Source organism: Aeromonas sp. 160P, from assembly GCF_055193095.1.
On record NZ_JBUXKV010000001.1, the window covers coordinates 402,097 to 427,500 of the forward strand.

Genomic DNA, 25,404 nt, shown 5'->3' on the forward strand with positions numbered 1-25,404 from the left:
AAAATTAAAACTTAAATATCAATGGGTTAATCAGAATGCATGTGAGGTATTCCCCAACCTCTCCGCCAATCCGGAATAACGCTCGGTCTTTTTCCGCACAGCTTGGGCTAACAGGGCACGATCGCCGTAGAGATCGAGCCGGGCCTTGGCGCGGGTGATGCCGGTATAGACCAGCTCACGGGTCAGTAATGGGCTGGGGCTGTCGGGCAGCACCAGCACGGTATGGGCAAACTCCGACCCCTGGGATTTGTGGATGGTCATGGCGTAGACCGTCTCATGGGGCGGCAGGCGGCTGGGCAAAAGCGCCCGCAGGGTGCCGTCCGGCTGCTCAAACCATACCTTGAGCCGACCAGTTTCATCGGGCAGGCAGAGGCCCATATCGCCGTTGTAGAGGCCGACCCCGTGGTCGTTGCGCACCACCATCACCGGGCGACCGGCATACCAGTCGCCATCGCGGGCAATCAGCCCGGCCCGTGACAGGGCCAGTTCGAGCCGTTCGTTTAGCCCCAGCACCCCGAACGGGCCGTCGCGCAGGGCACAGAGGATCTGGAAGCTGTTGAATGCCTTGAACACGGCGGCGGGCGCTTCCCCCGCGCGGGCCGCCTTCAGATAGGCACCATAACCGGCCACCCCCTGGGCAATCAGGGCATCGTAGGCCTCCCCTGCCCAGGGGTGCAGGCTGATATCGGCAAAGCCCATGCCCCAGACTGATTCCACCGCCGTGGCATCGCCGCTATTGCAGGCGCGCGCCAGCTGACCGATACCGGAGTGCTGATCAAAGCGCCAGCTCTTGGCCAGCAAACAGAGGCTGTCGCGCACCGGTGCCCCCGCTGGCGTGCCCTGCAAGCGGTAGCCGGTCTGGCGGGAGAGCCAATCCGCCTGCGCGGGGCTGATGCCCTGTTCGATAAAGCTGCAGATATCGCCGAGCACGGCCCCCGCCTCCACCGAGGCGAGCTGATCCTTGTCGCCGAGCAGGATCAGGCGGGCATGGCTGGGCAGCGCATCGAGCAGGCGCGCCATCATCGGCAGATCGACCATGGAGGCCTCATCCACCACCAGCAAATCGAGGTGCAGCGGGTTGCCCGCGTGGTGGCGGAACTGGCTGCGCCCCGGAATGACCCCGAGCAGCCGGTGCAGGGTGCCCGCTTCGGTGGGAATCGCTTCGACCCACTCGGGGGGCAGATCGAGGGCCTGCAGGGCAGAGCCGATACTCTCGGTGAGGCGCGCCGCCGCCTTGCCGGTGGGAGCCACCAGCCGGATCGCCGGCGCCTTGCCTGCCTGCAGGCCGGTCTCCACCAGAATGGCGAGCAGTTTGGCGACCGTGGTGGTCTTGCCGGTGCCGGGGCCACCCGAGATCACCGCAAAGGGGCGCGCCGCCGCGGTGGCCGCCGCCAGCTTCTGGCCGTTGCAGCAGAGCGCCTCGGGCACCAGCGCATCCAGCTTGCTCAAGTCGCTCGCCGCCTGCGCGCTGGCCAGCAATGCCTCGATGGCGGGCCAGTCCACCTCGCTCGGGAACACTAAGTCGAGATACTTCTCGATAAAGTGGCGGGCCGAGAAGTCGGGGGCGAGGCGGGCCTTGAGCAGCGCCCCGAACACCAGCCCGTAGTCGCGGGCAAACAGCCGCGACAGGGCCGGGGCTATTTCGGGCCATTCGGCTCTTTCACTTAGGGCTCGAAGGTGGCGGGCGACCCCCTGCTCGTGATCGTGGTAGCGGGTGAGGTAGAGCCGCCCGTGCCACAGTCGCAGCGGCCAGCGCGGGGCGTTGCCCTCATCCTGTTCGGTACCAACGAGCGGGCTTGCCGCAAACAGGGCGGGCCAGCGGGCAGGATCCGCCAGATCCAGCAGCAGATCCCGACTCTGCTGGGGATCCAGCCCGAACGGCCGCAGCGATCCGGCTGCGAGCATCTCAAGTGGCAAACAGACATGGCCGCGCCCCAGCTCGAAGCAAGTGAGCGCCGCCCCCAGCACCAGCTCGGGGCTGCCGCCAAGGTCGGCCACCAGCTTGGCAAATTGCAGATCCAGCTGGCGAATACGGCCAGCCAGCGCCAGTGTTTTGAGCCGTTCAACCATCATTGCGCTGGTCGCGGTGCTGATCATGGTGCCGCTCATGCCTCTACCTCGTTTAATTCTGCTGATGAAACACCGCCAGAGCGATCACCGTTTCTAAACAACTCATCCAGCCCCAGTACCAGTTCACGGCTCGGGCGGGTATGGAAAATGCCCCCCTGCGGCATGCCACGCAGGAACAGATAGAAGACCCCGCCAAAGTGCTGCTCGAAGTCGTAGCCCGGCAGGCGCAGAGTGAGCAGCCGGTGCAGCGCCAGCGAGTAGAGCTGGTATTGCAGGTCGTAGCGATGCGACCCCATCGCCCGCTCCAGCGCCGGACGGCTGTAATCGGCGGGGCTCATGCCGAGGTGGTTTGATTTGTAGTCGAGCAGATACCAGCGCCCCTGCCACTCGAACACCAGGTCGATAAAGCCCTTGAGCATCCCCTGCACGGTGGCAAAGCTGAGCGGCTTGTTGCCCCGCGACAGCGGGTCGTGCTGCTGGCAGAGCGCGGTCAACGCCGGTGCCGTCACCCGCCCCATGGGCAGGAAGAACTCCAGCTCCACCTGTTTGCGCTCGGGCGCCAGACCCCGCAGCCGCACCGGCTCGCCAAAGCCTGTTTCCAGCGGGGTATCGAGCACCGCCTCCACCTGCTGTTGCAACACGGGGGCCCAGCTCTCGTCGAAGCCGTCTTGCAGCAACAGACTGGCGATATGCTCTGCCAGCGGCTCGCCGCCGGCACTTTGAAAGTCGATGGTCTCGAACAGGCTGTGCAGCAAGGTGCCGGGGCGCGCCCCTCTCGGGAAGGTGAAGATGGAGGGCTGGGGCGCTTCTTCCTGTTGTGCTGTAGACAGTTCGGCAGCCAACGCAGCCGCCTCGGTCACCACCTCGTCATCGAAGCCGGGGTTGGCCAAGACACCCTTGCTATGACCGTGGCCCTGCGCCGCCAGCCCAGAGTAGGAGCTGATCCACCAGTCCCGCTCAAGGGAACCGTTAAAGTGGCGCACCTGCGGCTCGCCCAACTGCTCCTCCTCTGGCGGCAGCGGGGCCGGACGGGTGAGCGAGGGCTCACCGACGGCCACCCCGGCCAGCGCCTGCGCCAGCTCGGTGAGGGCGGTCGCCAAGGTGGTGGCATCCCCCTCTTCGCCCTTTTGCAGCAGGTAGCCAATGGAGGTGTGGTGCAGGTCGGTCTTCTCCGACTTGCCCGCTCCCGCCCGCACCGGCGCCAACCCCAGCCAGGTGGCGTAGACGCCCCGGGTCAGCGCCACGTAGAGCAGCCGCAAATCTTCGGCAAGGCGCTCGCGGTCGGCCTCCGCCAGGGAACCCTCGGCGCCGGTGAGATCGAGAATGGTGCGATTACCTGCCTCATCCGCCTCGTGATAGAGCGGGGTTTCGGCGGTTCTGTGGCTGCAGATGAAAGGCAGGAACACCAGCGGGTACTCCAGCCCCTTGGATTTGTGGATGGTGACGATCTGCACCAGCTTGCGCTCGGATTCGAGCCGCAGTACCTGCTCCGCATCCTGGCCGTTGGGTCGGCTCACCGCCTCCCCCAGCCAGCGCAGCAGGGCATATTCGCCATCCAGCTCGCTGCTCACCTGTTGCAGCAGTTCGCCGAGATGGAGGAAGTTGGTCAGCCGCCGCTCGCCGTAGGGGCTCGCCAGCAGGGAGGAGGCGAGATTGCGCCGGTGCAGCAGGGCCCGCAACATCGCCAGCACGCCACGGCGGTGCCAGATCTTGCGGTACTCCATAAACTCCTGCACCGCGCTCTCCCACGCCCGCTCGTCGCTGGCCAGCCCGTCGAGCGCCTTGGCATCCAGATCAAACAGGCCGGTGGCGAGCGCTGCCCGCAGACTGCGCTCTTCGCTCGGGTTCTGGCAGGCGTGCAAAATCAGCAAAATCTCCCGCGCCTCCACCTGCTCCAGCACACTCTCGCGGTTCGACAGGTAGACAGACGCAATGGCCAGCCGCGCCAGCTCCTGCTGCACCAGCTTGCCCTCGGCGCCGGTACGCACCAGCACGGCGATATCTCCGGCCTTCACCGCCTTGTCACCAATCAGCGCCTTGCCCTCGCGGGCCAGCGTCAGCAGGCGGTGGATCTCGGCGGCGGTGGCGCGCGCCATCTTGCTCTGGTAATCCCCCCGATTGAAGGTGGGCTGGCCGCTCAGCTGCCAACAGTGGAGCACGGGCGCGGTGGCGCCATCGAGCAGCAGCGCCTTGCTCTTGCCCTGCGCCTCCACCGGCAGGAAGGGGATATCCGCTTCGTAGATAAAGGGATCCTTGGCCCGCTCGAACAGGCCGTTGACCGCCCCCACCAGCGCACTGCTGGAGCGCCAGTTGCGCCCGAGGGTGTAGTGGGCGCTCACATTTCGCCGTGCCTGAATGTAGGTAAAGATGTCGGCGCCGCGAAAGCCGTAGATGGCCTGCTTGGGGTCACCGATCATCAATAGCGCCGTGTCTGTGTGGCCGCCGTAAAGGCGATGGAAGATGCGGTACTGCTGGGGATCGGTATCCTGAAATTCGTCGATCATCGCCACCCGGTAGGTGGCGCGAATGCGCTCGCACAGCCGCTCGCCAAGGCTGGAGCCGAGCGCACCATCGAGATCTTTCAGCAGGTCATCGAACGAGAGCTGATGGGCTTGGCGCTTGCTCGCCTGCATCCGGCTGCGCACTACTTTGGCCGCCCGTTGCAGGATAAGATCCCGAATACCGGGGCGGCTCGCCAGCAGCTGGTCGATCTGGCTGAACAGCTGCAGGGTCGGCACTGCGCCCCCCTTCTTGAGGTTCTCCTCCAGCACCGTCTGGCCGAAGCGCTCCAACTCCTTGGGGATGGCATAGCCACTGCCCTCGTCCTGCGCCCAGTCGCCAATCTTGGCAAGCCACCCTTCGTAGTTCTTGCCGGTGTAGCGGCTGATCTGGCCATCGGTCTGGCGGCGGATCTCGTCCCCTTGCGCCAGCCATTCGCTCTTCACTGCCGCGATGCGACTCATGGCAGCCTGATGACGGGCGGCGAGGGTTTCGTCCCCCAACGCGGGGTGGATCTCCAGCTCGCTGTTGTCGAGCCAGCTGCCCATCTCCCGCAGCAGGGCGGCGGGGCTCGGCCAGAGCGCGCGCACCGAACTGGCGAGGGTTTTATCCACCGGATAGAACTCGGATCGCCAGTAGTCACTCACCGCCTGCAGCCGAAGCTGGCTGTCATCGGTGAGAAATTCGGTTTCAAAGAGGGCGCCCGATTCGAAGGCGTTCTGCTTGAGCATCCGCTGGCAAAAGCCGTGGATAGTAAAGACCGCCGCCTCGTCCATCTGCCGCTCGGCAGCCAGCAGGCGGCGGGCTGCAAGCTCATGATCCGCCACCTCCTTCAGCAACTCAGCTAACAGTGGGTCTTTGTCTTCATCGACGACCTTGCCGCGTAAAAATGCGAGCCGCGCCTCGTGGATGCGACCGCGGATCCGCCCGCGCAGCTCGGCGGTGGCCGCTTCGGTAAAGGTCACCACCAGGATCTCGGTCACCGACAGCGGTCGCTCGTGGGCGCTCGGCTGACCGGCATCGGCCCCCTCTTCAATGAGCGGGCCGTGGCCCAGCAGCAGGCGCAGGTAGAGACCGGCGATGGTGTAGGTCTTGCCGGTACCGGCGGAGGCTTCGATCAGTCGTTCACCATGGAGGGGAAAACGCAATGTATTGAGCGGGTTAGCCATGATTACATCATCTCCATGGTGGTCAGCAGCGGGGTCAGGTGTTCGCGGGCCAGCACCTGCAACTGACCCAGTACCTCGTCATCGAGTTCGGGGAAGCAGCGGGCAACGTAAGGATCTTCAATCTCGCCCTTGATCATCCAGCCACCGTTGAAACGGGTGAGGGCCGCCTTGTCGGCCGCCTCCGGCTTGTCGGGATCCTTCTCGATCGCCTTGAGCCAATCCCAGGCGGTGTTGGGGAAGAAGGGCAGCGGCCGCTTCATCCCCTGCGCCCAGCACGCCACCAGCGCCGCCAGTTTGGGGCGCGCCTCGTCGGCAGCGAGCTTGGCTAACCGCAGACTCTGTTTGGCATCGAACAGCAGGGTGTCGCCGGGGGCGCAGCTCAATGAGAGGCAGAGGTGCTGGATCCAGCCCAGCAGCAGATCCTTGCCGTTGAAGCTGCCGGGTTTGACCACCAGCAAGCGCCCCTTCTGGGTGTCGATCCACCCTTGCAGCTGGCCCTGAGTGAGGGAGATATCGATCTCCACCGCCTGCTTTTCTGACTCATTGGCAGCAACCCATGGCCGCAGCCGATCCGCCAGCTTGCCCATCTCGGCGTCCAGATCGTCCAGCAGCAGGCTGCCGAACCACCCTTGCGGCAGCAGGCCGGTGAGCTGTAACCGCTCGCGGCGTATGCTCACGCTATCGCTCCGCTCTCGACTGTCCCCCTCTGCCAGATGGGCATCGAGCAACAGATCTTTCAGCTGATAATGTTGCAGGCCATCCAGCTCGAACGGCTCGCTGTCCTCGATGTTGGCTTCGTTCAGTTCAAACCACACCTTGAGGCGGCGGTTGAGGAAATATTTGGTGGGCTGGCGATAGAAGCGCAGCAGCTCCGCCAGCTCCAGTCCCTGCTCCTTGCCCCATTCGGGAGGTAAGGGCAGCTCGCCACTCTGGAAGTTGGCCGCGCCGCGCACCGGATTAAGAGCGGGCAGCCAGTCGGCGGCATAGGTAAAGAGGCGTGAACCCGCCTCCGGGTAGAAGTAGTTGCGGCTGTAGGGGGTGAGCGGGTGCGCCACCATCAGGTGGTTGAGCAGCCGCTTGCCGGAGGTTTCGTCGTCGAGATCCTCATCCCCCGCCAGCACAAAGCCTTGCCGTACATAGTCGATCAGCTCCGCCAGCAGCACAGAGGGCACCTTGTCGCTGTTGTCTTGCGCGCTGAAGCCCTGATAGCTGATATAGAGTCCCTGCTGGGCGCTCAGCAGCGCCTCGAGGAACAGGTAGCGGTCATCATCGCGGCGGGAGCGATCCCCGCGCCGGCCCGCCACCGCCATCAGGTCGAACCCCATGGGGGCCAGGGTGCGCGGGTAGATGCCGTCGTTCATGCCGAGCAGACAAACCTGCTTGAAGGGGATGGAGCGCATCGGCATCAGGGTGCAGAAGTTGACCTGACCGGCGAGGAAACGCTGGCTGGAGCGGGACTCCCCCAGCACGCTACCGAGGTAATCCTGCAGCAGGTCGGCGGTGATGGGCTGCTCGAAGCGAGCCTCGCCAAGCCGGGTCTGCCACTCGGCCAGCTGGCTGCGAATAAGCTGGAGCTGACGCTCTTCCTCCTCGTCGGCCAGATAGAAGCGCTCCAGCAGCGCCAGCAGGCAGGCGTTCCACTCGGCCAGCGGCTGGGCCTGTTGCAGGCGGGGCAGGAATTCGGCCAGCGAATCGACAAACCAGGCGAGCTTGCCGAGTGCCAGCCCCTGCTGACCCTCGATATCGGCGTAGGGCAGAATGCCCGCCACCGGCTCGCCATCCCCCATGGCAAAGCCGAGCAACATGCGGCGCAGGCCGAACAGCCAGCTGTTGCCGGACATGGGCGGCAGATCGAAACGGACGGGGTAGCCGTCATCCAGCCCCCAGCGGATGCCGGTCTCCTGCACCCAGACCCGCAGCTGGTTGAACTCGTCATCATCCAGCTCGAAGCGGCGCAGCACGGCGGGCACCTCGAGAATGGCAAGCAGCTCACCGGCGCCGAGGCGGGCACTCGGCAGGTGCAACAGGGCGAGGAAGCTTTGCAGCAGCGGGCTCTCCTGACTCGCCGCCCGATCCGATACCGCGAACGGGATCTGACCCCGTGCCCCACTCTTTTCTTTACCAAACACGGCCTGAATATAGGGGCCGTAGCTGTTCACATCCGGCATCATCACCACCACATCTTTCGGGGTGAGGGAGGGGTCCTGCTCGAACAGCCCCAGCAGCCGGTCGTGCAGCACTTCAAGTTCGCGCATCGGGCCGTGGCAGGCGTGGATCTGCAAGGATCCATCCGCCGGATCGATGGGGCTCTTGTGATGGCTGCTGTCGAGATCGAACTGACCTGCCCCCCGTTCGGCCAGCTCTAGCACATCCTTCTGGATGGCGCGCAGCAGGCTGATATTGCCCCTGGCATCCACCTCGTCGATATCGACGAAGGCCTCGATTTGCGGTACCTCCAGCTCCATCAGCTGATGCAGATAGTCGCGCCCCAGCTTGCCCATGGAGGCGAGCAGCGGGTTGGCGGGGCCCTGCAGGGTCTCGATATCGGTGCCGGGTTTGAGCTTGTTTTCGAGCCGCGCTAACGTCTTGCGATCGAGCAGGTCGCCCCAGTAGTAGCGGCAGGGGTTGGTGACAAACAGGTGCACCTCCACCTCCGGCCGACTGCCGAGGGCCAGCAACGCCTCCACATAGCGCGGCGGCAGCGCCGAGATGCCGAACACGAATACCCGCTGCGGCAACTTGCCCGGCAGATCGGCGGTACGCCCCAGCTCGTGGATAAACTCCTCGTAGAGGTTGGCGCGGTGGTAGCCGCTCGGGGAGAGCGCCAACGTGCGGGCCACCAGCTCGCGCCACAGCTCCGGCTGCCAATCCTGACCGCTCACCCCAGCCAGTTCCAACCCCAATCCTTCGCCCTCTTCCCAGCGGGCGATCCAGTCCGGCCGGTAGACCAGATACTGGTCAAACAGATCCGCTACCTTCTGGCAGAGCTGCCACAGCCTGACTTGCTCGGGATCCTTGGCAGGATCCTCCTCATCCCCACCGCCCAGATAGGCGGCAAGCGGGGCAAAGGCGGGCCTGTCCAGCAGGGCGGGCAAAATGGTCATCAGCTGCCAGCTCATAGAGCCCTTGTTGTAGGGGCTCTGACGGGGCACATCCGCCAGCACCCGGGTGAACATCTCCCAGATAAAGCTGGCGGGCAGCGGAAAGTCGATATTGGCGGCGATGCCGAACGCTTTGGCCAGCTCCAGCTTGAGCCACTGGGCCATGCCCGGGCTCTGCACCAGGATCTGCTCCCGATGGAAGGGGTGAGAGAGAGGGGCCTGCCGGATATGGTTGACCAACAGCTCCTTGAGCAGATCCAGCTGATTGGAGTGGTAGAGGGTAAACATGGACGACTCCCGCCAATTCACAAGAGGGGATGAGCGCCGGAAAAGAGGAGCCATTTCCGTCACTTCACAGGAGTGGGAATTGTCGGGGATCGGGGGGGAAGATGCAAAAGGCTCTTGCTGCCAACGGCAGGCAAGCGGCGGAATCATGAGGGGCGCCGCAGATTTGGCCCGCCGCCTCACCTACCCGGAAAACACAGGCAGAAAAAAGCCGGTGCAGTTGCACCGGCCAAAAGGCATTGGAAACCTCAAACTGACTGGCTGTTACCAGTTTTTGCCGAGACGGGCATCCACACTGAAGGCTCCCGCACCAGCCGCCGCCAGGGCCAGGAAACCACCAGCCACTGAAACGTTCTTCATAAACATCAGCATCTGCATCTGTTCGGCAGGCTGATAGTGGAAAATAAAGGCAGCCATCAGGGTGAAACCGGCCAGCAGCACGGAGAGGCTGCGGGTAAAGAGACCGAGCACTATGGCAAGGCCACCGCCCAGCTCAAGCAGGATCACCAGCGGCAACATAAAGCCCGGCACGCCCATCGCTTCCATATAGCCCTGAGTACCGGCATAACCGCTGATCTTGCTCCAGCCCGCCATCACGAACATCAGCGCCAGCAGTACACGACCCGCCAGCAGTGCCAAATCTTTCATCTTGTCCATTTCATCTTCCTCGTTTGTGTCACATCACCGCTGACTGCTTCAGGGTAGGTCAAATAACAGGGCTTGAGTGGCACTGGTTGCGACCAACTCCCACCGGTATTCATCACGACTGAGTACCCCGTCGCCGGGTCGGGCAGCCAGACCGTTGGCGGTCAACTCCCCTGAAATCATCTGCAGGTAACCGTGTCGGCCGGCCAGTGCCCATTCGAGCGTCTCGCCCGGGGCCAGTTCCAGCCGCCATACGCGGGCCTGTTGGCGGATCCGCAGCGATCCTTCCTCGCCATCCGGTGACGCCACCAGCGTCATGCCCGGTCTGGACTCTATCTTCTTCTGCTGATATCCGGGTGGCGTGCCGAACTCGTTCGGCTCGATCCAGATCTGCAACAGGGAGAGAGGATCCGTCTGCGAGGGGTTGTACTCGCTGTGGCGGATCCCGCTGCCTGCGCTCATCAGCTGGAAATCCCCTGCCGGGATCTGCTCGGCATGACCGAGGCTGTCCTTGTGCTCAATGGTGCCTTGCAGCACGCAGGTGAGGATCTCCATATTGGCGTGAGGGTGGGTGGCGAAACCGCCACCCGGCGCAACCAGATCCTGATTGATCACCCGCAGTACCGAGTGTCCCATCCACTCTGGGTCATAGTAGTGACCGAAGGAGAAACTGTGGCGCGCGTCCAGCCAGCCAAAGTTGGCCTTGCCCCGCGCTTCTGCGGCTCTCAATTGCATCATGGTCTGCTCCTCATCTATCCGGGGTTCGACTTAGCGGGGGTTGCCACCACCGATGCCGAACGGCATACGATATTCGCTGCTCTGGCCAGCCAGGCTGACGGTCAGGTTGCCCTGGGTACGGCTCGGGATCCGCACCTGCTGGGTGCCAGTCAGGTTGGCGTGGACTGATGCCAGCAGATCGCCAGACTCGTCACGCACTTCCAGCATCGGATTGGCTTTGCCATCCGCTGCGGCAGTGGCGTTCCAGTTCACAAACAGCACGCCCGGGGCGGCGTTGATGTCAGCCGGTACGGAAGCCTGGGCGAAACCAGTGGTCATCAGGCCTGCAACGGCCAGCATCTTGATTACGTTTTTCATGTTCATTCACTCTCTTGTTTTATATGTCATTGCCAAGGCCTTTTCGGCCAGAATCAATGCATCCATGCAAGAGGTTATTCAAATAGTGTGTTGTTCTTTCACCGACATCAGACAGACCGATTTGGTGTGTCACAGTGCGGAACTTCCCGCATATTTGGCCGCTCGACGTTCCTGCCTAAGCGTTGATTGAATATTAAAGACACTTGGCCTAACTTGTTAGCGAGATAAACTGGCAAACATGTTCAAAAAAATTGAAGGTATGAAATGGCCAAGGAATCGAACAAGGAACGGGCGCTGACCCTGGAGGCAATCCGGGTGCTGGACGCCATCGACCGCCGTGGCAGCTTCGCGGCGGCGGCCGACGAGCTGGGCAAGGTGCCCTCGGCATTGAGCTACACAGTGCAGAAGCTGGAAGACGAACTCGACGCCATGCTGTTTGACCGCAGCGGCCACCGCACCAAGTTCACCCCAGCGGGACGCATGCTGCTGGAGCGAGGCCGGGTGCTGCTGGAGGCAGCCGAGCATCTGGTGGGTGAGACCCGGGCGCTGGCCCGTGGCTGGGAGACCGACATCACCATCGCCGTCGATGCGCTGGTTCCGGTGCAGGCCCTCTACCCCTTGGTGGAGAAGTTGGCCGAGCAGACCGATACCAGACTGCGACTGCGCGCCGAGGTCTTGGCGGGCAGTTGGGAGTGTCTGGAAGATGGCCGCGCCGACCTGCTTATCTCCTCGATCAACCCCGATATCATGATGACCGGCATCAAGCATCAGGTGATCAAAGAAGAGGTGATGCTCTACGCCGCCCATCCCGATCATCCGCTACATCAGGAGCCGGAGCCGCTGGCAGACGAAACCCTGCGTCGCTACCGCGCCATCGCGGTAGCCGATTCGGCGCTGCGCAAACCGGTGCTCACCTATCGCCTGCTGGACAAGCAGCCGCGCCTCACCGTCAGCACCATGGCAGAGAAACGCGACGCCCTGCTAGCGGGTATCGGCGTCGGCACCATGCCGCAAAGCTGGATTGAGGAGGACATCCGGGCCGGACGGCTCAAGGTGATCAGCCCCGAATATCGTCATCAGTTGCAGGTGGTGCTGGCCTGGCGGCGAGACACCATGGGTAAGGCCAAGAGCTGGCTGGTGCGGGAGATCCCAAAACTGTTTGCGGTCGGTGAAAAATGAGATCCAGTTAACAGAATACTCAATTATATGCCTCACTTGACACCCGAGGCTTTTATTGGTTCCATAGCCGCCTCATTTGAACCAATGGAATCTGTAGAAAATGAAAAAGACTTTGCTGGTAGCCCTCACCACCCTGCCCCTGTTTGCCAATGCTGGCCTGATGGACTCGCTGACCGACAGCGTCACCAGCAGCGTAAAAGATGCGGCCAATACCGCCGTATCCGGTGCCGTGGACAGCGCATCCAACGAAGCCATCAAGCAGGCACTGGATATCAAGGAAGGCGGCTCCAACAAGCAGGCTATCAAAGAGAAGCTGGGCGCACCGGCCTCTACCAAGACCGAATCCGGCCTGGAAGTGTGGACCTATGATCTGGATGCCCTGAACAAGGCCTCTCCGCTGCTGGCAGAAACTACCAAGACTCTGCTGAAAGATACCGATGCGACCAAGAAAAACGTGGTTATCAAGTTCGAAGGCGAAACCGTCAAGAAAGTAGACCTGACCGACAAGGCTCAGGGCTAAGTTCGCTCGTCCGGTGGACAAGGGTGACACGCCCGCACCGGCGCAGATAGCAAGAGGGGGAGCATCAGGCTCCCCCTCTTTCATTATCGGTTTGTTACACCTTGAAGCGATGCACCAGTGCCACCAGCTGGCGATTGGACTCCAGCAGGGTGGCCGAACTCTGTTCGGTATTCTGGCCGTTATCCACCAGCAGATTGACCATGTCACGGATAGTGACCATGTTGCGATTGATCTCTTCGGTCACCCGGCTCTGCTCCTCTGCCGCAGTCGCAATCTGGGTGCCCAGATCGTTGATCTGCACCACGGCATCCGCCATCTTGTCGAGCCCGCCGGTCACCTGTTCGGTATTCTCGGTCGCCGCCTGACAGCTCTGCTTGGTGTGCTCCATGGCAACCACGGCTTCGGCCACCCCCTGCGTCAATCGGGAGAGCATGCTCCCCACCTCGGCGGTGCTGTTCTGGGTTCTTGCCGCCAGCGCGCGCACCTCATCGGCCACCACGGCAAAACCACGCCCCTGCTCACCGGCCCGCGCCGCCTCGATGGCCGCGTTGAGTGCCAACAGGTTGGTCTGGGCAGCAATATCGCCTATCACGCTGAGTACACTACTGATTTGGCGGGCATCTTCCTGCATCCCCAATACCTTGGTCGCAGCAAGATCCACTTCATCGATCAGCGCAGCCACACTGGCAGAGGCCTGACCCACCACCTTGCGGGACTGAATCGCCTGACCATTGGCCGACTCGGTAAAGCTGGCGGAATCGCTCGCATGGTGCGCCACGCTGTCGGCAGTGGAGCTGAGCTCGGTCAGGGCAGTTACTATTTGATCGGTCTCGGCGGCATGCTCACCGAGAATGCGTCTGGCCTGCCCCGTCTGCTGATCAAGCTGGGCCAGTTCACGGGTAATCAGCTCTGTGGTTTCGGTCACCTGCACCATCATCTGCTGCAGATAGGCGATAAAGCGGTTCACCGATTGGGCGATATGGTCAAGCTCATCGTGCCCCTTGACCCGGATCCGGGTAGTCAGGTCAGCATCTCCGGCCGAGAGCGCATCGATATTCTGCTTGAGGGTGTCGAGTCGACTGCCTAACTGCTTGATGGCCATCAACATCAGTGCAAACAGCAACACCACCAGCGGTAGCTGGATCGCCGCCAGCATCTTGAGCACCTCCTGACTGTCGTGGGTCAGGGTGCTGGTCGGCAGCGCCGCTGCCAACAACCAGGGAGTTCCTTCTATGGGTTGCATCAGCAATGTCTGCTCTTCACCCAGATCCTGAAAAGTGGTGCGCTGCAACGCGGCGCCATTACCCGGCCCCAGCAGGCTGGCGATGGCGCTGGCAAAGGGATAGTCCCCGTGAGATGAGAGGTTGCCCAGCACCACATCCCCGCTCAAACGACCATTCTTGCTGAGGATCTTGCCGTCGGCCTCGACGATCATCACCTGACCACCGATCTCCTGCTCTTTTTTGGCGACCAGATCATTAAAGAAACCCAGCGTCACATCGATGGTGGAGACTCCGTAGAGGGAACCGTCACGATAGATCCCCATGGCGCAGTTGGTTCGCGGCTGTTGGCTGGCACCATCCTTGTAAGCAGCCGCCCAGACACACATGCCTTTCGCCGCCTGCTGCCCGGCTCTGTGCCAGGGCTGCTCGAAATAGTTGGGCGCCTCGGCCGAGTTCCAGTAGGTGTTGGGGATCAGCTGGTTGGCACCATCCCGATGAAAGAAGGTACTGAACTTGATACGACCGGCTTCCCGCTGATCCGGCATCGGCCAGATGCCGCCACCAAACACCATGGCATTACCATATTGATCGATCAGAGCAGGGAGAACGGCATCGATCTGCTCGCTCGGCAGCTGGGCAACCAGCTGGGTGATACTGCGTGACTGACTCTGCACCCCGTTGAGCTGATCGCGAATGTCGGTCGCAATCTCGCTGACTCGCAGCACCAGATTCTGCTCGCCCGCCCGTTGCAGCTCGGGTTTGACCCATAACTGGATACCGATAACGGTCAGTACACAGACAGCCACCATGAATCCCAAAAAAACGGCGGTATATCGCCCCTTGATTGTCCCCAGATCCCAACCCATACCCTCTCCTGTTTGCGGCCACTGCTCGGTGCAGCTTGTTATATGAGCGAGCATTATCTTGTAATTCGCTCATGGCGCGTTTGCCATCGCTCACATAAGCGATAGCAAGATAAGGATTCGAGCAAAAATGGATCGATGGGATCACAAAAAGGGTGGCCGAGGCCATAATGCCGATCAGTTAAGGATCCATTGACCGATCCTTCTGATGTGTGAAAATCCGAAACCTGTTGATTGGTTTCGGATTTTTTATGCGTATCGCTCAAGCTCTCGACTTCCTCCACGCCAGTAATGCCGCTCAGTTTGAGTCACTCTCCGACCTCATTCCCAACGAGCTCATCACCACTCTGCTCGGCGAAGAGGGCGTTGCTACCCTGCGCCGTCGCCGCATGCCCATGGAGCGACTGGTCTGGGCCATCATCGGCATGGCCATCTTCCGCAACGTCCCCATGACCCAGCTGGTCAATCAGCTCGATATCCTGTTGCCCGGTGACCGCCCCTTTGTCGCCCCCAGCGCCTTCCTGCAAGCTCGCCAAAAGCTTGGCCACAAGAGCATCGAACGGCTGTTTCACGAGACCGCCGCAGGCTGGCACCAGCAGGCCAATCACCCCGGTTGGGCCGGGCTGCAACTGCTCGCTGTCGATGGCGTGATGTGGCGCACGCCCGATACCCCGGACAATGCCGCCGCGTTTGCCAAGCCCGGTACCCAGCATGGGGAGACCGCTTATCCGCAGGTACGCATGCTCTGCCAGATGGAGCTGACCAGTCACCTGCTTGTTCAGGCGGTCATGGAGAGCTGCGCCGTCAACGAGATGGTGTTGGCCGAACAACTTGTCGCGCGCACGCCGGACCACTCGCTGACCCTGTTCGACAAGGGGTTTTACTCCCTCGGTTTGCTCCACGCCTGGCAGACCACTGGCAGCGAGCGGCACTGGTTGCTGCCACTCAAAAAGGGCACGCAATACGAGGTGGTGCGCAAACTGGGGCGTCAGGATGCTCTGGTTCGTCTCAAACCCAGTCCACAGGCGAGGAAGAAGTGGCCGCAACTGCCAGAGACGCTAGAAGCCCGCTTGCTGACCCGCACTATCAACGGCAAAGAGCGGCAGGTGCTGACCTCGATGGTCGACCCGATGCGCTTCCCTAGCGCCGATATTGTCGAACTGTATGGCCACCGCTGGGAAATCGAGTTGGGCTATCGGGAGATGAAGCACAGCCTGCAGCAGCACCGGCTGACCCTGCGCAGCAAGAAGGCGGCGGGGATACGGCAAGAGCTATGGGGGGTGTTGCTGGCGTACAACCTGCTGCGCAGTCAGATGGTGAAGATGGCGGCGAGCCTGAAGGGATACACGGCGAGTCAGTTGAGTTTTCACATGGCCTCGGTCTACCTCATCCATGAGTTGAGCTGCATGCCATATGTGTCGCCGGGGAATATCCCGAGGCGGGTGGCGGAGCTGGAGAAACAGGCGGGGCAGTTTGTGCTGCCGGCCCGAAGGGAGCGAAGTTACCCCCGCTGCGTGAAGCCAAGGCCACAGAAGTATGGAGTTAAAAAAACAAATAAAAACAATGCCAGTCAGGCTTAACTGACTGGCATTATGGCCGAGGCCACCCTTGGGTTTATAACAGCTGGCGTTGTTACTGGTTCGCCTCGGCGAACTGCTTCATCGCTTCGGCGTGCTTGGTCATGCCAGCGGCACGCTCGTTGAGGTTCTTGATGAACTCCGCCTTCTTGGCCGGATCTTCAATGCGGTCATAACGTTGCTGCAGGTTGGCCTGGATCTGCTCCGGGGTCATGCTCTGCAGACGGGCCATCTTGTCGTGGCGGCCACCGTGGTGTTTGCCACCTTTCATACCACTGCCATCCATCGGGCAGTCCATCATGGCACCGGGCTGACCGGTGGGGGCTGCTTCACTGGCGGCATAGGCGCCCAGCGGCAGGCCAAGGATCAGGGTGGCGGTCAGCAGGGTTTTGGTCAGCTTTTTCATGGTTTATCTCCGGTAGGGATGATTCTGGTTCGGCGCTCTTGCCTTGCCCTCAAGTAAACACCCGTCAAGTGTCTGAACTTTGCCAACATCGCCCTTTTTTGTAGCAGAGTGTGGCATCGCGCGGATCTGGCACACTTTGACACAAACCGCAGGGCGGATTTTCGTATACTCGTGCCAACGCCAAGCAGGAGGCCACCCCATGAATCAAGGCAACACCCATATATTGGTGGTCGATGACCACAGCGAGATCCGCGATCTCTTGAAGCGCTTTCTGGAACAGCACGGCCTGCGGGTCAGCTGCGCCCGGGATGGCAAAGAGATGAAGCGACTGCTGGAGGAGCGGGAGTTCGATCTGCTGGTACTGGATCTGATGATGCCGGGTGAAGATGGCCTGACCCTCTGCCGCGAGCTGCGGGTCAAATCGAGCCTGCCCATCATCATGCTGACCGCCATGGGGGAAGAGACCGACCGCATCATAGGGCTGGAGATGGGGGCCGATGACTATCTGGCCAAGCCCTTCAATCCGCGCGAGCTGCTGGCGCGCATCAAGGCGGTGATGCGCCGCACCCAGGCCGAGACCCAGCCCGCCGCCGAGACCCTGACCCGGGATCTACGCTTCGATCGCTGGTTGCTCGACATCAATCGCCGGGAGCTGGTCGATGAGGATGGGGTGGGCTTGAGCCTCTCCACCGCCGAGTTCGACCTGCTCAAGGTGTTTCTCGAGCGCCCGCAGCGGGTGCTGAGCCGGGATCAACTGCTGGATCTGGCCCGTGGTCGCGAGGCAGTGGCCTTCGATCGCGCCATCGATACTCTGGTGAGCCGACTGCGCCGCAAGCTGGAGCGGGATCCCAAGAACCCCGAGCTGATCAAGACCATCTGGGGTGGCGGCTATATGTTCTCCACCGACGTGACGCAGGTTTAAGCGGTGGGTGCCTTGCGACGACTGTGGGCACGGATGTGGCCCAAGGGGCTGACCGGCCAGATCATTCTGGTGGCGCTGGCGGGGTTGATCCTGATCCAGCTGCTCAGCATCCAGATCTACCGTTCGGATCGGGAGGAGGCGCTCGGCTTCGTCAACAGCCGCAACGCCATGCAGCGGATCATCTCGGTGGTGCGGCTGCTCTCCCTCTCCCCCCCCTCTCTTTATGACGAGATCCTCAAGGCCAGTCGCAACGAGACTCTGCTGCTGCGCCTCTCCGATGAGCCGCTGCAACCGGATAACCGCAGCCCCCGCTTCGAGCAGTTGGTGCGCTCGCGCCTCAACTATCCTCCCGGCCTTACTGTCGAGATCAGCGCCGAGCTGAAAGAGAACTCCCAGCGCAGCAAAGCGTGGGAGCACCACACCCGCATGATGCGGGATCGCAAAGGGTCGCCCCCGCCGCGGGATATGCGGCTCTATGGCTCCATCGAGCTGCCCCAGGGGGGCTGGCTGCAGTTCAGCTCGTTGGTCGACAAAGAGGCGGGCAGCTGGTCGTGGCAGACCACCCTCAACCTGATGCTGGTCGCCAGTCTGGTGATCGGGCTGATGGTGCTGCTGTTTCGCCGCGCCACCCGCCCGCTCAAGCAGCTGGCGGGCAATGCCGAACGGCTGGGACGGGGCGAGGATATCGAGCCCTTGAAAGAGGCGGGGCCGACCGAGATCCGCGAATCGATTCAGGCCTTTAACCGGATGCACACCCGGCTCGACCGCTTCGTGCAGGACAGAACCCGGATGCTGGCGGCCATCTCCCACGATCTGCGCACCCCCATCACCAGCCTGCGGCTGCGCACCGAGTTTCTGGCCGATGGCGAGGACAAGGAGCGCATCCAGCAGACCCTGCAACAGATGGAGCAGATGCTGGCGGCAACCCTCAGCTTTGCCCGCGAAGAGGGGCAGCAGGAGGCCACCCGCGAGCTGGATCTGGTCAGCCTGCTGGTCAGCCTGTGCGATGACTATGCCGATACCGGCCAGCCGGTCACCTGTCTGGCGGAGGGCAAAGAGGTCTACGCCTGCCGCGCCAACACCTTGCGCCGGGTACTGCAGAACCTGATCGGCAATGCCATCAAATATGCCGGCAGCGCCGAGGTATCGCTGGAGCGAACCCGGGAGGCACTATTGATTCGTGTCTGCGACCACGGCCCCGGGATAGACCCGGCGCGGCTGGAGGATGTGTTCAAACCCTTCGTACGCCTTGATGAGGCGCGCAACACCGAGTCGGGCAGCGTGGGGTTGGGTCTCTCCATCGCGCGCACTCTGGTCCATCAGCACGGTGGCGAACTGGTTCTGCTCAATCGGCCACAAGGGGGAGTGGAGGCGCTGATCAGCCTGCCATTGTAAGCAGTCACTCTAACTGCCAGCCTCCTTATAACGCCGTTTGCATCATGCAAACTTCATCATTTGAGCGCTTGTTCTTCTACCGTGAAGATGGTGATAATCGGAGACCACGGACGGTACACCGTAACGGATTGGAGCAAGGATGGTCTCTGCCAGGATAGGAGTCATAGTCGGCATCGGATGGGGGCTCCTGCTGCTCGTACTTGCCCTGCCTGTCTGGGCCAAAGCCCCGGAAGAGCCGATCATCATCACCAACTCCAAAGCTTGGCAACCCTTCTCTTTTATCAATGAATCCGGGCAACCGGATGGCTTGCTGATCGACTTGTGGCGTGAATATGCCCGGGTGACCGGTCAGAAGATCGAATTTCGACTGGTTGACTGGCAGGGTTCCCTCGATTTGCTTGAGGGGGGTGAAGCTGACGCCCACGCTGGACTGCTCTGGTCATCGGAGCGGGACAAATTGTTCGATTATGGCCTGCCGCTCACCCAACTTGACTCTCAGCTCTTCTTCTCACGGGAATTGCGTGGCAATGATGTGCAATACACCTTGCTCCATGACTCGGTCGGCGTAGTGGCCGGGGGCTACGAGGAGTATTACGCCAGGCGCCATTTCCCCGACACCAAACTACAGACCTTCGATGACAATGACACCATGCTGGCAGCCGCCTTCAAGGGTGAACTGAAGGCCTTTATCGCTGATTTGCAGGTTGCCAACTTCTACATTTACACCTCTGCCGATCCTACCCGCTTCATTCCGGTGCGCCATCTCTATACCAGTGAAGTTCGCTTTGCCGTCAAGAAAGGCGATCTGGCGTTGCTGGCACAACTGAACGAGGGGTTTGCCAACATCAAACAGAGTGATCGGGATCGGATCATCCGCAAGTGGATGCATGTCGAGACTGTTTATCCCATCCACCTTGGCCCCTGGTTGTTGCTGGCCGGTGTCTTGGTCATGGTGGCCTACATAGTGCAATTGCACCGCGCGGTCGCCCGCCGTACCAGTGAATTGAGCAAAGCCAACGTCAGACTGGAGAAGCTGGCCAGCACCGATCCCTTGACGGGTCTGCTCAACCGGCGGGCCTTCATTCCCGCGCTGGAACAACAGCTGGCTGCTGGCAATCCGTGTGCTTTGTTGCTGTTCGATGTGGATCACTTCAAAGAGATCAACGATCGGTTTGGTCACAGCATCGGGGATATGTCGCTGGAGCAGCTGTCTGCAACTGTGGCGGGGATATTGCCGGAAGGCGCTCTGTTTGCCCGCATTGGCGGGGAAGAGTTTTGTCTCTTGCTGCAACTCAACAGCTTGGCAGAAACAGAGCGCTGGGCTGATCGCATCTGTCAGGAGTGCCACCGGCAGCCGCTGCAGACCCGCGGTGGCGATATCACCCTCTCGGTCAGCACGGGGGCGGTCTGGGTTGCTGCGCAAGCCAGCGCGGATGCTGACCAGCTGTTACGGCAGGCAGATGATCTGATGTATCAAGCCAAAGCGTTGGGGCGCAATACCTGGCAAGCCGCCCCCTATCAGGCATAGGCCACCCTGACGGACGCACAATAAAAACGGCCGCGATCCGAAGATGGCGGCCGTATGACATGATCCCTATCAGAAGTTGTAGGTGACGCCCAGGTTGTAGCGGCGACCATCCAGCACAGTGCCATAGCTGCTGTAATCCACCGCCTTGTCGAACAGGTTGTAGACCCCGGCGGTCAGATCCAGATGCTTGTTGGCCTTGTAGACCAGGCCAATGTCAAAGAAGGTGTAGGAAGGGGTCCCCTCCGCCATCTTGACCCGGCTCAGGTACTCGGAGGTCTCGCCACGGAAGTTGACCCGCGACCAGAGGCTGAGATCCTCAGTGGTCTGCCAATCTACGCTACCGTTGAACATGTGGCGGGGCATCTGGTTGAGGGCATACCCTGCCAGCGGGCCGCTCTTCTGTTCGGACTGGGTAAAGGTGTAGCTGGAGCTGACCGACCAATCCTCGTTGATGGCCCAATCCATCATCCCCTCAACCCCGCGCATGTTCGCCTTGTCGACGTTAACCCGGTCACTGATGAAGTCATAGCTGTGACCATTGAGGGTACAAGCGGGATCGCTCTTGCTGGTGCAGCGACGCACTTCGGAGATCTTGTTCTTGAAGTCGGTGTTGAACAGGGTAACCCCGGCGTTGAAGCCCTGATTACCATTCCACAGCAGGCCAATCTCTTCGCTCACGCTGGTCTCGGGTTTGAGATCCGGGTTGCCAACCAGCATGCCATCCAGGCTGCCACCACCGGTGACCTGACCCCAGTTGGCCGCCGACATCCGCAAGTCTGGAGAGCGGTAACCGGTCGAGACGCCCCCTTTCAACGTCCAGCTCTGATCCAGATGCCAGACGCCGTAGAGGCGCGGGCTCCAGTGAGAGCCGTAGTTCTGGTCCCGATCCATACGGGCGCCACCGGTCAGGGCAAAGCTGTCGGTGAGTGACCACTCATCCTCGACAAACATCGCCCAGCTCCAGCGGGTCAGCTGCTCGGCAGGATTGGCCACTTTCAGGGTATTGCCCTGATCGTGCAGATCCTCATAGCGGTACTGACCACCGACACTCAGGTAGTGATCCCCCAGAATGAACTGGGTGTGGGTATCGGCGATGGTGTTGATGAGCTCCATCTTGCGGCCGTGGTTGGTGTTGGTCTCCTGCTGCAGATAGCTGCTGGACGAGCCGAAATCATACTGGCCATCATGGGTCAGCGCGTAGTTGGTACGCTCGTAGCGGTTGAGGCTCTCTTTCGCCTTGGCATCCAGCGAATTGCCGACCGTACGATCCCGATCCTGCAGGCTGCGGCTGGCCTCCAGATCGAAACGGTTATGGTCGTCAGGCTTGAAGCTGAGCACGGCCGTGCCACTGCGAGTCTCCTGCTCGGCAAAGCCCTGGTTGAATTTGTCTTCGCCACGATGCGCCAGTTGGCCATTGAAACGCAGCCCCAACACGCCATCGATCAGTGAACCTGCGGTATAGGCATCGGTCTGGAAGCTGTTGCCGGCATCCTTGTTCTCCTGGAAGGTCGAATCAGCGTGAACCGAACCCTGCCAGGCCAGACCGGTGGTCTTGCGGGTAATCACGTTAATCACGCCGCCCATGGCATCCGAACCATAACGGGATGACATGGGGCCGCGTACGATCTCAATCCGCTCGATCGCCTGCAATGGTGGCAACCAGCCCTGTTCGATACCGGGGCCATCGCTATTGGGGCGAGTGCCACGGCTATCCACCTTCTTGCCATCAACCAGCATCAGGGTGTATTTCGAGCCCATACCGCGAATGCTGATATCGCTGCTGCTACCACCGCCAGTCACCACTACACCGGGCACATCCTTCAGAGCATCGGTCACATCGCGATATGCCCGCTTCTCCAGCTGCTCACGGGTAATCACTGAGATAGAGGCGGCAGAATCTTCGATCTTCTGCTGAAAGCCGGAAGCGGTGACGACCATCACCTCCTGCTCGGCAGCATAGGTTTGGGTCGCAAGAAGGGAGCAGATCAGCAAGGCAAGCTTGTTCGGTTTCACTGTTGTCATGTTTTGGCCTGAACGTTTTTAGTAGGAAAGTGGCGTATTCCCTTACTTCACTCGTTACAACGCCCTGGCATCCGGCCAGGCGCAGCATTAGTAAAGGCTCATTTGAAAAGCACTTTATTAATCAGTCCGCATTGTAACGATCCCATTTAGATAACTCAAACAACAATCATTATCATTTATGGTTTTAAGCATCTTCCAGCAGAACAGACCGCCATCCCTGTTAGAGATCGGTGTTAAATTAACAAATAGATAAATATCATGTGGTTACAAAAAGATTCGGGGCGATAGCAGACGGAGAAAATTGAGGAGGAAAAACAGAGAAAACGGCAGAGAAGAGGGAACAAGAGGTCAATAGAGCCTGTAAATAATTCTGTGTAACTGCCCACTCCATTACAGGTGACCGTTCAGGCGATCACCGAACTCGATAATAAAGCGATTCAGGGCCGGCTTCCAATTCTGGATCGGCATGGTCCATTTCTTGGAGGCCTGCTGTATCGCGAGAAACGCCACTTTGAGCGCCGACTCATCGGTCGGGAAGAGCTTCCGTTGTTTGGTCGCTTTGCGCAGCACGCTGTTCAGTGACTCGATCGCATTGGTGGTGTAGATCACCTTCCGGATCGCGGGGGGATAATCGAACAGCGTGATCAGATTAACCCAGTGACTCTGCCAGGAACGCGCTATCTGCGGGTACTGGCTATCCCAGCGTTCGCCGAAGGCCGCCAGCGCCTGCTTAGCCTCACGCTCCGTCGCAGACTGGTAGATCTGCTTCAGTTCAGCCGTCACCGCCTTGTAGTCCTTCCAGGAGACGTAGCGCAACGAGTTGCGGACCATGTGGACGATACACAGTTGCACCTTGGTTTGAGGATATTCCACGGCAATGGCATCAGGGAAGCCCTTGAGACCATCCACACACGCGATCAGGATGTCTTCCAGGCCGCGGTTCTTCAGCTCGGTCAGGACCGACAGCCAGAACTTTGCCCCTTCGGTCTCGGCCAGCCACAGGCCCAACAGCTCCTTGTGCCCCTCCATATTGATGCCCAGTGCCAGATAGAGCGACTTGTTGATCACCCGCTGGTTCGCGCGGATCTTCAGCACAATGCAGTCCAGATAGACGATGGGATAGAGCGGATCCAGCGGCCGGTTTTGCCATTCGTGGACCTGCTCGATGACGCGTTCGGTCACCTTCGATACCAGCCCCGCCGAGATGTCGGCGTCATACATCTCTTTGAACGCGTCCACTATATCCCGCGTACTCAAGCCCTTGGCGTAGAGGGCGAGGATCTGGTCGTCCATCTGGGTCAGGCGTGACTGCCCCTTGCGGACAAACTGAGGCTCGAAGGAGGCGTTACGGTCACGAGGCGCCTGGATGGTGACCTCTCCATGGTGGCCTTTTAGGCGCTTGGTGGAATAGCCATTGCGATTGTTGCCGGTCCCGCGGCCTTGTGGGGCGTGTTTCTCGTAGCCCAGATGCTCGTCCATCTCGGCATTGAGCGCGGTCTCCACGGTGAGCTTGATCAGCTGTTGGGTGAGTGTGCCGAGATCTTTTTCAGATTTGATGTCTTTGGCCAGCTCAGCGGCCAGTGCTTTGAGTTTGTCTTGGTCCATTTGCTTACCCACGAAGGTATCCTTTTGAAAAAGTTACTTATTCGTGGGCGGTTACACAATTGGATTTACAGGCTCGGTCAATATTTGGGCAACTTGCTGAATGGCAGCCAATAAAAAACCCCGCTCATCGAGCGGGGTTTCTTGTATTGGGTGCCTGGCAGTGTCCTACTCTCGCATGGCGAATGCCACACTACCATCGGCGCTACCGCGTTTCACTTCTGAGTTCGGCATGGGATCAGGTGGTTCCACGGCGCTATGGCCGCCAGGCAAATTCTTAATCTAGAAAGCTGACGTGAATAACGACTGGGTCATTATCACTGAATTAGTTAAGTAGTTCGTTCATTCGCTACAAGGCCAGAAACACTTCTTGGGTGTTGTATGGTTAAGCCTCACGGGTAATTAGTATGGGTTAGCTCAACACGTCGCCGCGCTTACACACCCCACCTATCAACGTTGTGGTCTCCAACGGCCCTTTAGGACCCTCAAGGGGTCAGGGATGACTCATCTCAGGGCTCGCTTCCCGCTTAGATGCTTTCAGCGGTTATCGATTCCGAACTTAGCTACCGGGCAGTGCCACTGGCGTGACAACCCGAACACCAGAGGTTCGTTCACTCCGGTCCTCTCGTACTAGGAGCAACTCCCTTCAATCATCCAACGCCCACGGCAGATAGGGACCGAACTGTCTCACGACGTTCTGAACCCAGCTCGCGTACCACTTTAAATGGCGAACAGCCATACCCTTGGGACCGACTTCAGCCCCAGGATGTGATGAGCCGACATCGAGGTGCCAAACACCGCCGTCGATATGAACTCTTGGGCGGTATCAGCCTGTTATCCCCGGAGTACCTTTTATCCGTTGAGCGATGGCCCTTCCATTCAGAACCACCGGATCACTATGACCTACTTTCGTACCTGCTCGACCTGTCCGTCTCGCAGTTAAGCTGGCTTATGCCATTGCACTAACCTCCTGATGTCCGACCAGGATTAGCCAACCTTCGTGCTCCTCCGTTACTCTTTGGGAGGAGACCGCCCCAGTCAAACTACCCACCAGGCACTGTCCGCGAGCCCGATTCAGGGCCCTGCGTTAGAACATCAAACATACAAGGGTGGTATTTCAAGGACGGCTCCAGCGCAACTGGCGTCACGCCTTCAAAGCCTCCCACCTATCCTACACATGTAGGTTCAATGTTCAGTGCCAAGCTGTAGTAAAGGTTCACGGGGTCTTTCCGTCTAGCCGCGGGTACACCGCATCTTCACGGCGAATTCGATTTCACTGAGTCTCGGGTGGAGACAGCATGGC

Annotated in this window: 16 protein-coding genes and 2 rRNA genes (1 of these 18 only partly in view); 6 read left to right on the forward strand and 12 right to left on the reverse strand. The window is 60.6% G+C overall.

What is annotated here, in order from left to right; genetic code table 11:
• Window positions 1-30: 30 nt before the first annotated feature.
• From recD to ACY8FN_RS01970, 6 genes are all read right to left on the reverse strand, one after another.
• Window positions 31-2,109: an exodeoxyribonuclease V subunit alpha gene (gene recD / locus ACY8FN_RS01945; RefSeq protein WP_463099103.1), complete on the reverse strand. Its 2,079-nt coding sequence runs from the start codon at window positions 2,107-2,109 to the stop codon at window positions 31-33.
• Window positions 2,106-5,738 (reverse strand): exodeoxyribonuclease V subunit beta, encoded by a 3,633-nt coding sequence (gene recB / locus ACY8FN_RS01950; RefSeq protein ID WP_463099104.1) that lies wholly within the window; start codon window positions 5,736-5,738, stop codon window positions 2,106-2,108. Before recB ends, recD begins: the two co-directional genes overlap by 4 nt.
• A 2-nt stretch (window positions 5,739-5,740) precedes the next feature.
• Window positions 5,741-9,127, reverse strand: a complete 3,387-nt coding sequence (gene recC, locus ACY8FN_RS01955; protein WP_463099105.1) for an exodeoxyribonuclease V subunit gamma — start codon at window positions 9,125-9,127, stop codon at window positions 5,741-5,743.
• A gap of 261 nt (window positions 9,128-9,388) precedes the next feature.
• Window positions 9,389-9,781 (reverse strand): DoxX family protein, encoded by a 393-nt coding sequence (locus ACY8FN_RS01960; protein WP_101320844.1) that lies wholly within the window; start codon window positions 9,779-9,781, stop codon window positions 9,389-9,391.
• A gap of 39 nt (window positions 9,782-9,820) precedes the next feature.
• The gene (locus ACY8FN_RS01965) at window positions 9,821-10,507 is read right to left on the reverse strand and encodes a pirin family protein (protein ID WP_374870640.1); all 687 of its coding nucleotides are present in this window, start codon (window positions 10,505-10,507) and stop codon (window positions 9,821-9,823) included.
• Between the two features lie 30 nt (window positions 10,508-10,537).
• Window positions 10,538-10,870, reverse strand: coding sequence for a hypothetical protein (locus ACY8FN_RS01970; protein WP_463099106.1), 333 nt, complete (start codon window positions 10,868-10,870; stop codon window positions 10,538-10,540).
• Window positions 10,871-11,128: 258 nt separating this feature from the next.
• Between ACY8FN_RS01970 and ACY8FN_RS01975 the strand changes: the two genes are divergently transcribed.
• Both ACY8FN_RS01975 and ACY8FN_RS01980 read left to right on the forward strand, forming a co-directional pair.
• Window positions 11,129-12,043, forward strand: a complete 915-nt coding sequence (locus ACY8FN_RS01975; RefSeq protein ID WP_463099107.1) for a LysR family transcriptional regulator — start codon at window positions 11,129-11,131, stop codon at window positions 12,041-12,043.
• A 100-nt stretch (window positions 12,044-12,143) separates the two neighbouring features.
• A complete protein-coding gene (locus ACY8FN_RS01980) occupies window positions 12,144-12,563 on the forward strand; it encodes a hypothetical protein (protein ID WP_042059741.1) in 420 nt (139 codons plus the stop codon).
• 94 nt (window positions 12,564-12,657) lie between these two features.
• Here ACY8FN_RS01980 and ACY8FN_RS01985 read toward each other — a convergent pair whose 3' ends face one another.
• A complete protein-coding gene (locus ACY8FN_RS01985) occupies window positions 12,658-14,652 on the reverse strand; it encodes a methyl-accepting chemotaxis protein (protein ID WP_463099108.1) in 1,995 nt (664 codons plus the stop codon).
• A 248-nt stretch (window positions 14,653-14,900) separates the two neighbouring features.
• Here ACY8FN_RS01985 and ACY8FN_RS01990 point away from each other — a divergent pair, with 248 nt between their 5' ends.
• Window positions 14,901-16,229: an IS4 family transposase gene (locus ACY8FN_RS01990; RefSeq protein WP_463099109.1), complete on the forward strand. Its 1,329-nt coding sequence runs from the start codon at window positions 14,901-14,903 to the stop codon at window positions 16,227-16,229.
• 52 nt (window positions 16,230-16,281) lie between these two features.
• Here the strand turns inward: ACY8FN_RS01990 and ACY8FN_RS01995 are convergent, their stop codons facing one another.
• On the reverse strand, window positions 16,282-16,632 hold the full coding sequence (locus tag ACY8FN_RS01995) for a hypothetical protein (protein ID WP_101346041.1): 351 nt from the start codon (window positions 16,630-16,632) through the stop codon (window positions 16,282-16,284).
• A gap of 199 nt (window positions 16,633-16,831) precedes the next feature.
• Between ACY8FN_RS01995 and ACY8FN_RS02000 the strand changes: the two genes are divergently transcribed.
• From ACY8FN_RS02000 to ACY8FN_RS02010, 3 genes are all read left to right on the forward strand, one after another.
• Window positions 16,832-17,554, forward strand: coding sequence for a response regulator (locus tag ACY8FN_RS02000; protein ID WP_101320832.1), 723 nt, complete (start codon window positions 16,832-16,834; stop codon window positions 17,552-17,554).
• Between the two features lie 33 nt (window positions 17,555-17,587).
• Window positions 17,588-18,949 carry an ATP-binding protein gene (locus ACY8FN_RS02005; protein WP_101326337.1) on the forward strand — a complete coding sequence of 454 codons (1,362 nt, stop codon included), beginning with the start codon at window positions 17,588-17,590 and terminating at the stop codon, window positions 18,947-18,949.
• Between the two features lie 139 nt (window positions 18,950-19,088).
• On the forward strand, window positions 19,089-20,477 hold the full coding sequence (locus ACY8FN_RS02010; RefSeq protein ID WP_463099110.1) for a transporter substrate-binding domain-containing diguanylate cyclase: 1,389 nt from the start codon (window positions 19,089-19,091) through the stop codon (window positions 20,475-20,477).
• Window positions 20,478-20,546: 69 nt separating this feature from the next.
• Here the strand turns inward: ACY8FN_RS02010 and ACY8FN_RS02015 are convergent, their stop codons facing one another.
• From ACY8FN_RS02015 to ACY8FN_RS02030, 4 genes are all read right to left on the reverse strand, one after another.
• A complete protein-coding gene (locus ACY8FN_RS02015) occupies window positions 20,547-22,499 on the reverse strand; it encodes a ligand-gated channel protein (RefSeq protein ID WP_463099111.1) in 1,953 nt (650 codons plus the stop codon).
• 390 nt (window positions 22,500-22,889) lie between these two features.
• Window positions 22,890-24,104, reverse strand: coding sequence for an IS256-like element ISAs3 family transposase (locus tag ACY8FN_RS02020; protein ID WP_463099048.1), 1,215 nt, complete (start codon window positions 24,102-24,104; stop codon window positions 22,890-22,892).
• A 152-nt stretch (window positions 24,105-24,256) separates the two neighbouring features.
• Window positions 24,257-24,371, reverse strand: a 5S ribosomal RNA gene (rrf, locus tag ACY8FN_RS02025).
• Between the two features lie 111 nt (window positions 24,372-24,482).
• Window positions 24,483-25,404: ribosomal RNA gene (locus tag ACY8FN_RS02030) — 23S ribosomal RNA — on the reverse strand (it continues 1,968 nt past the right edge of the window).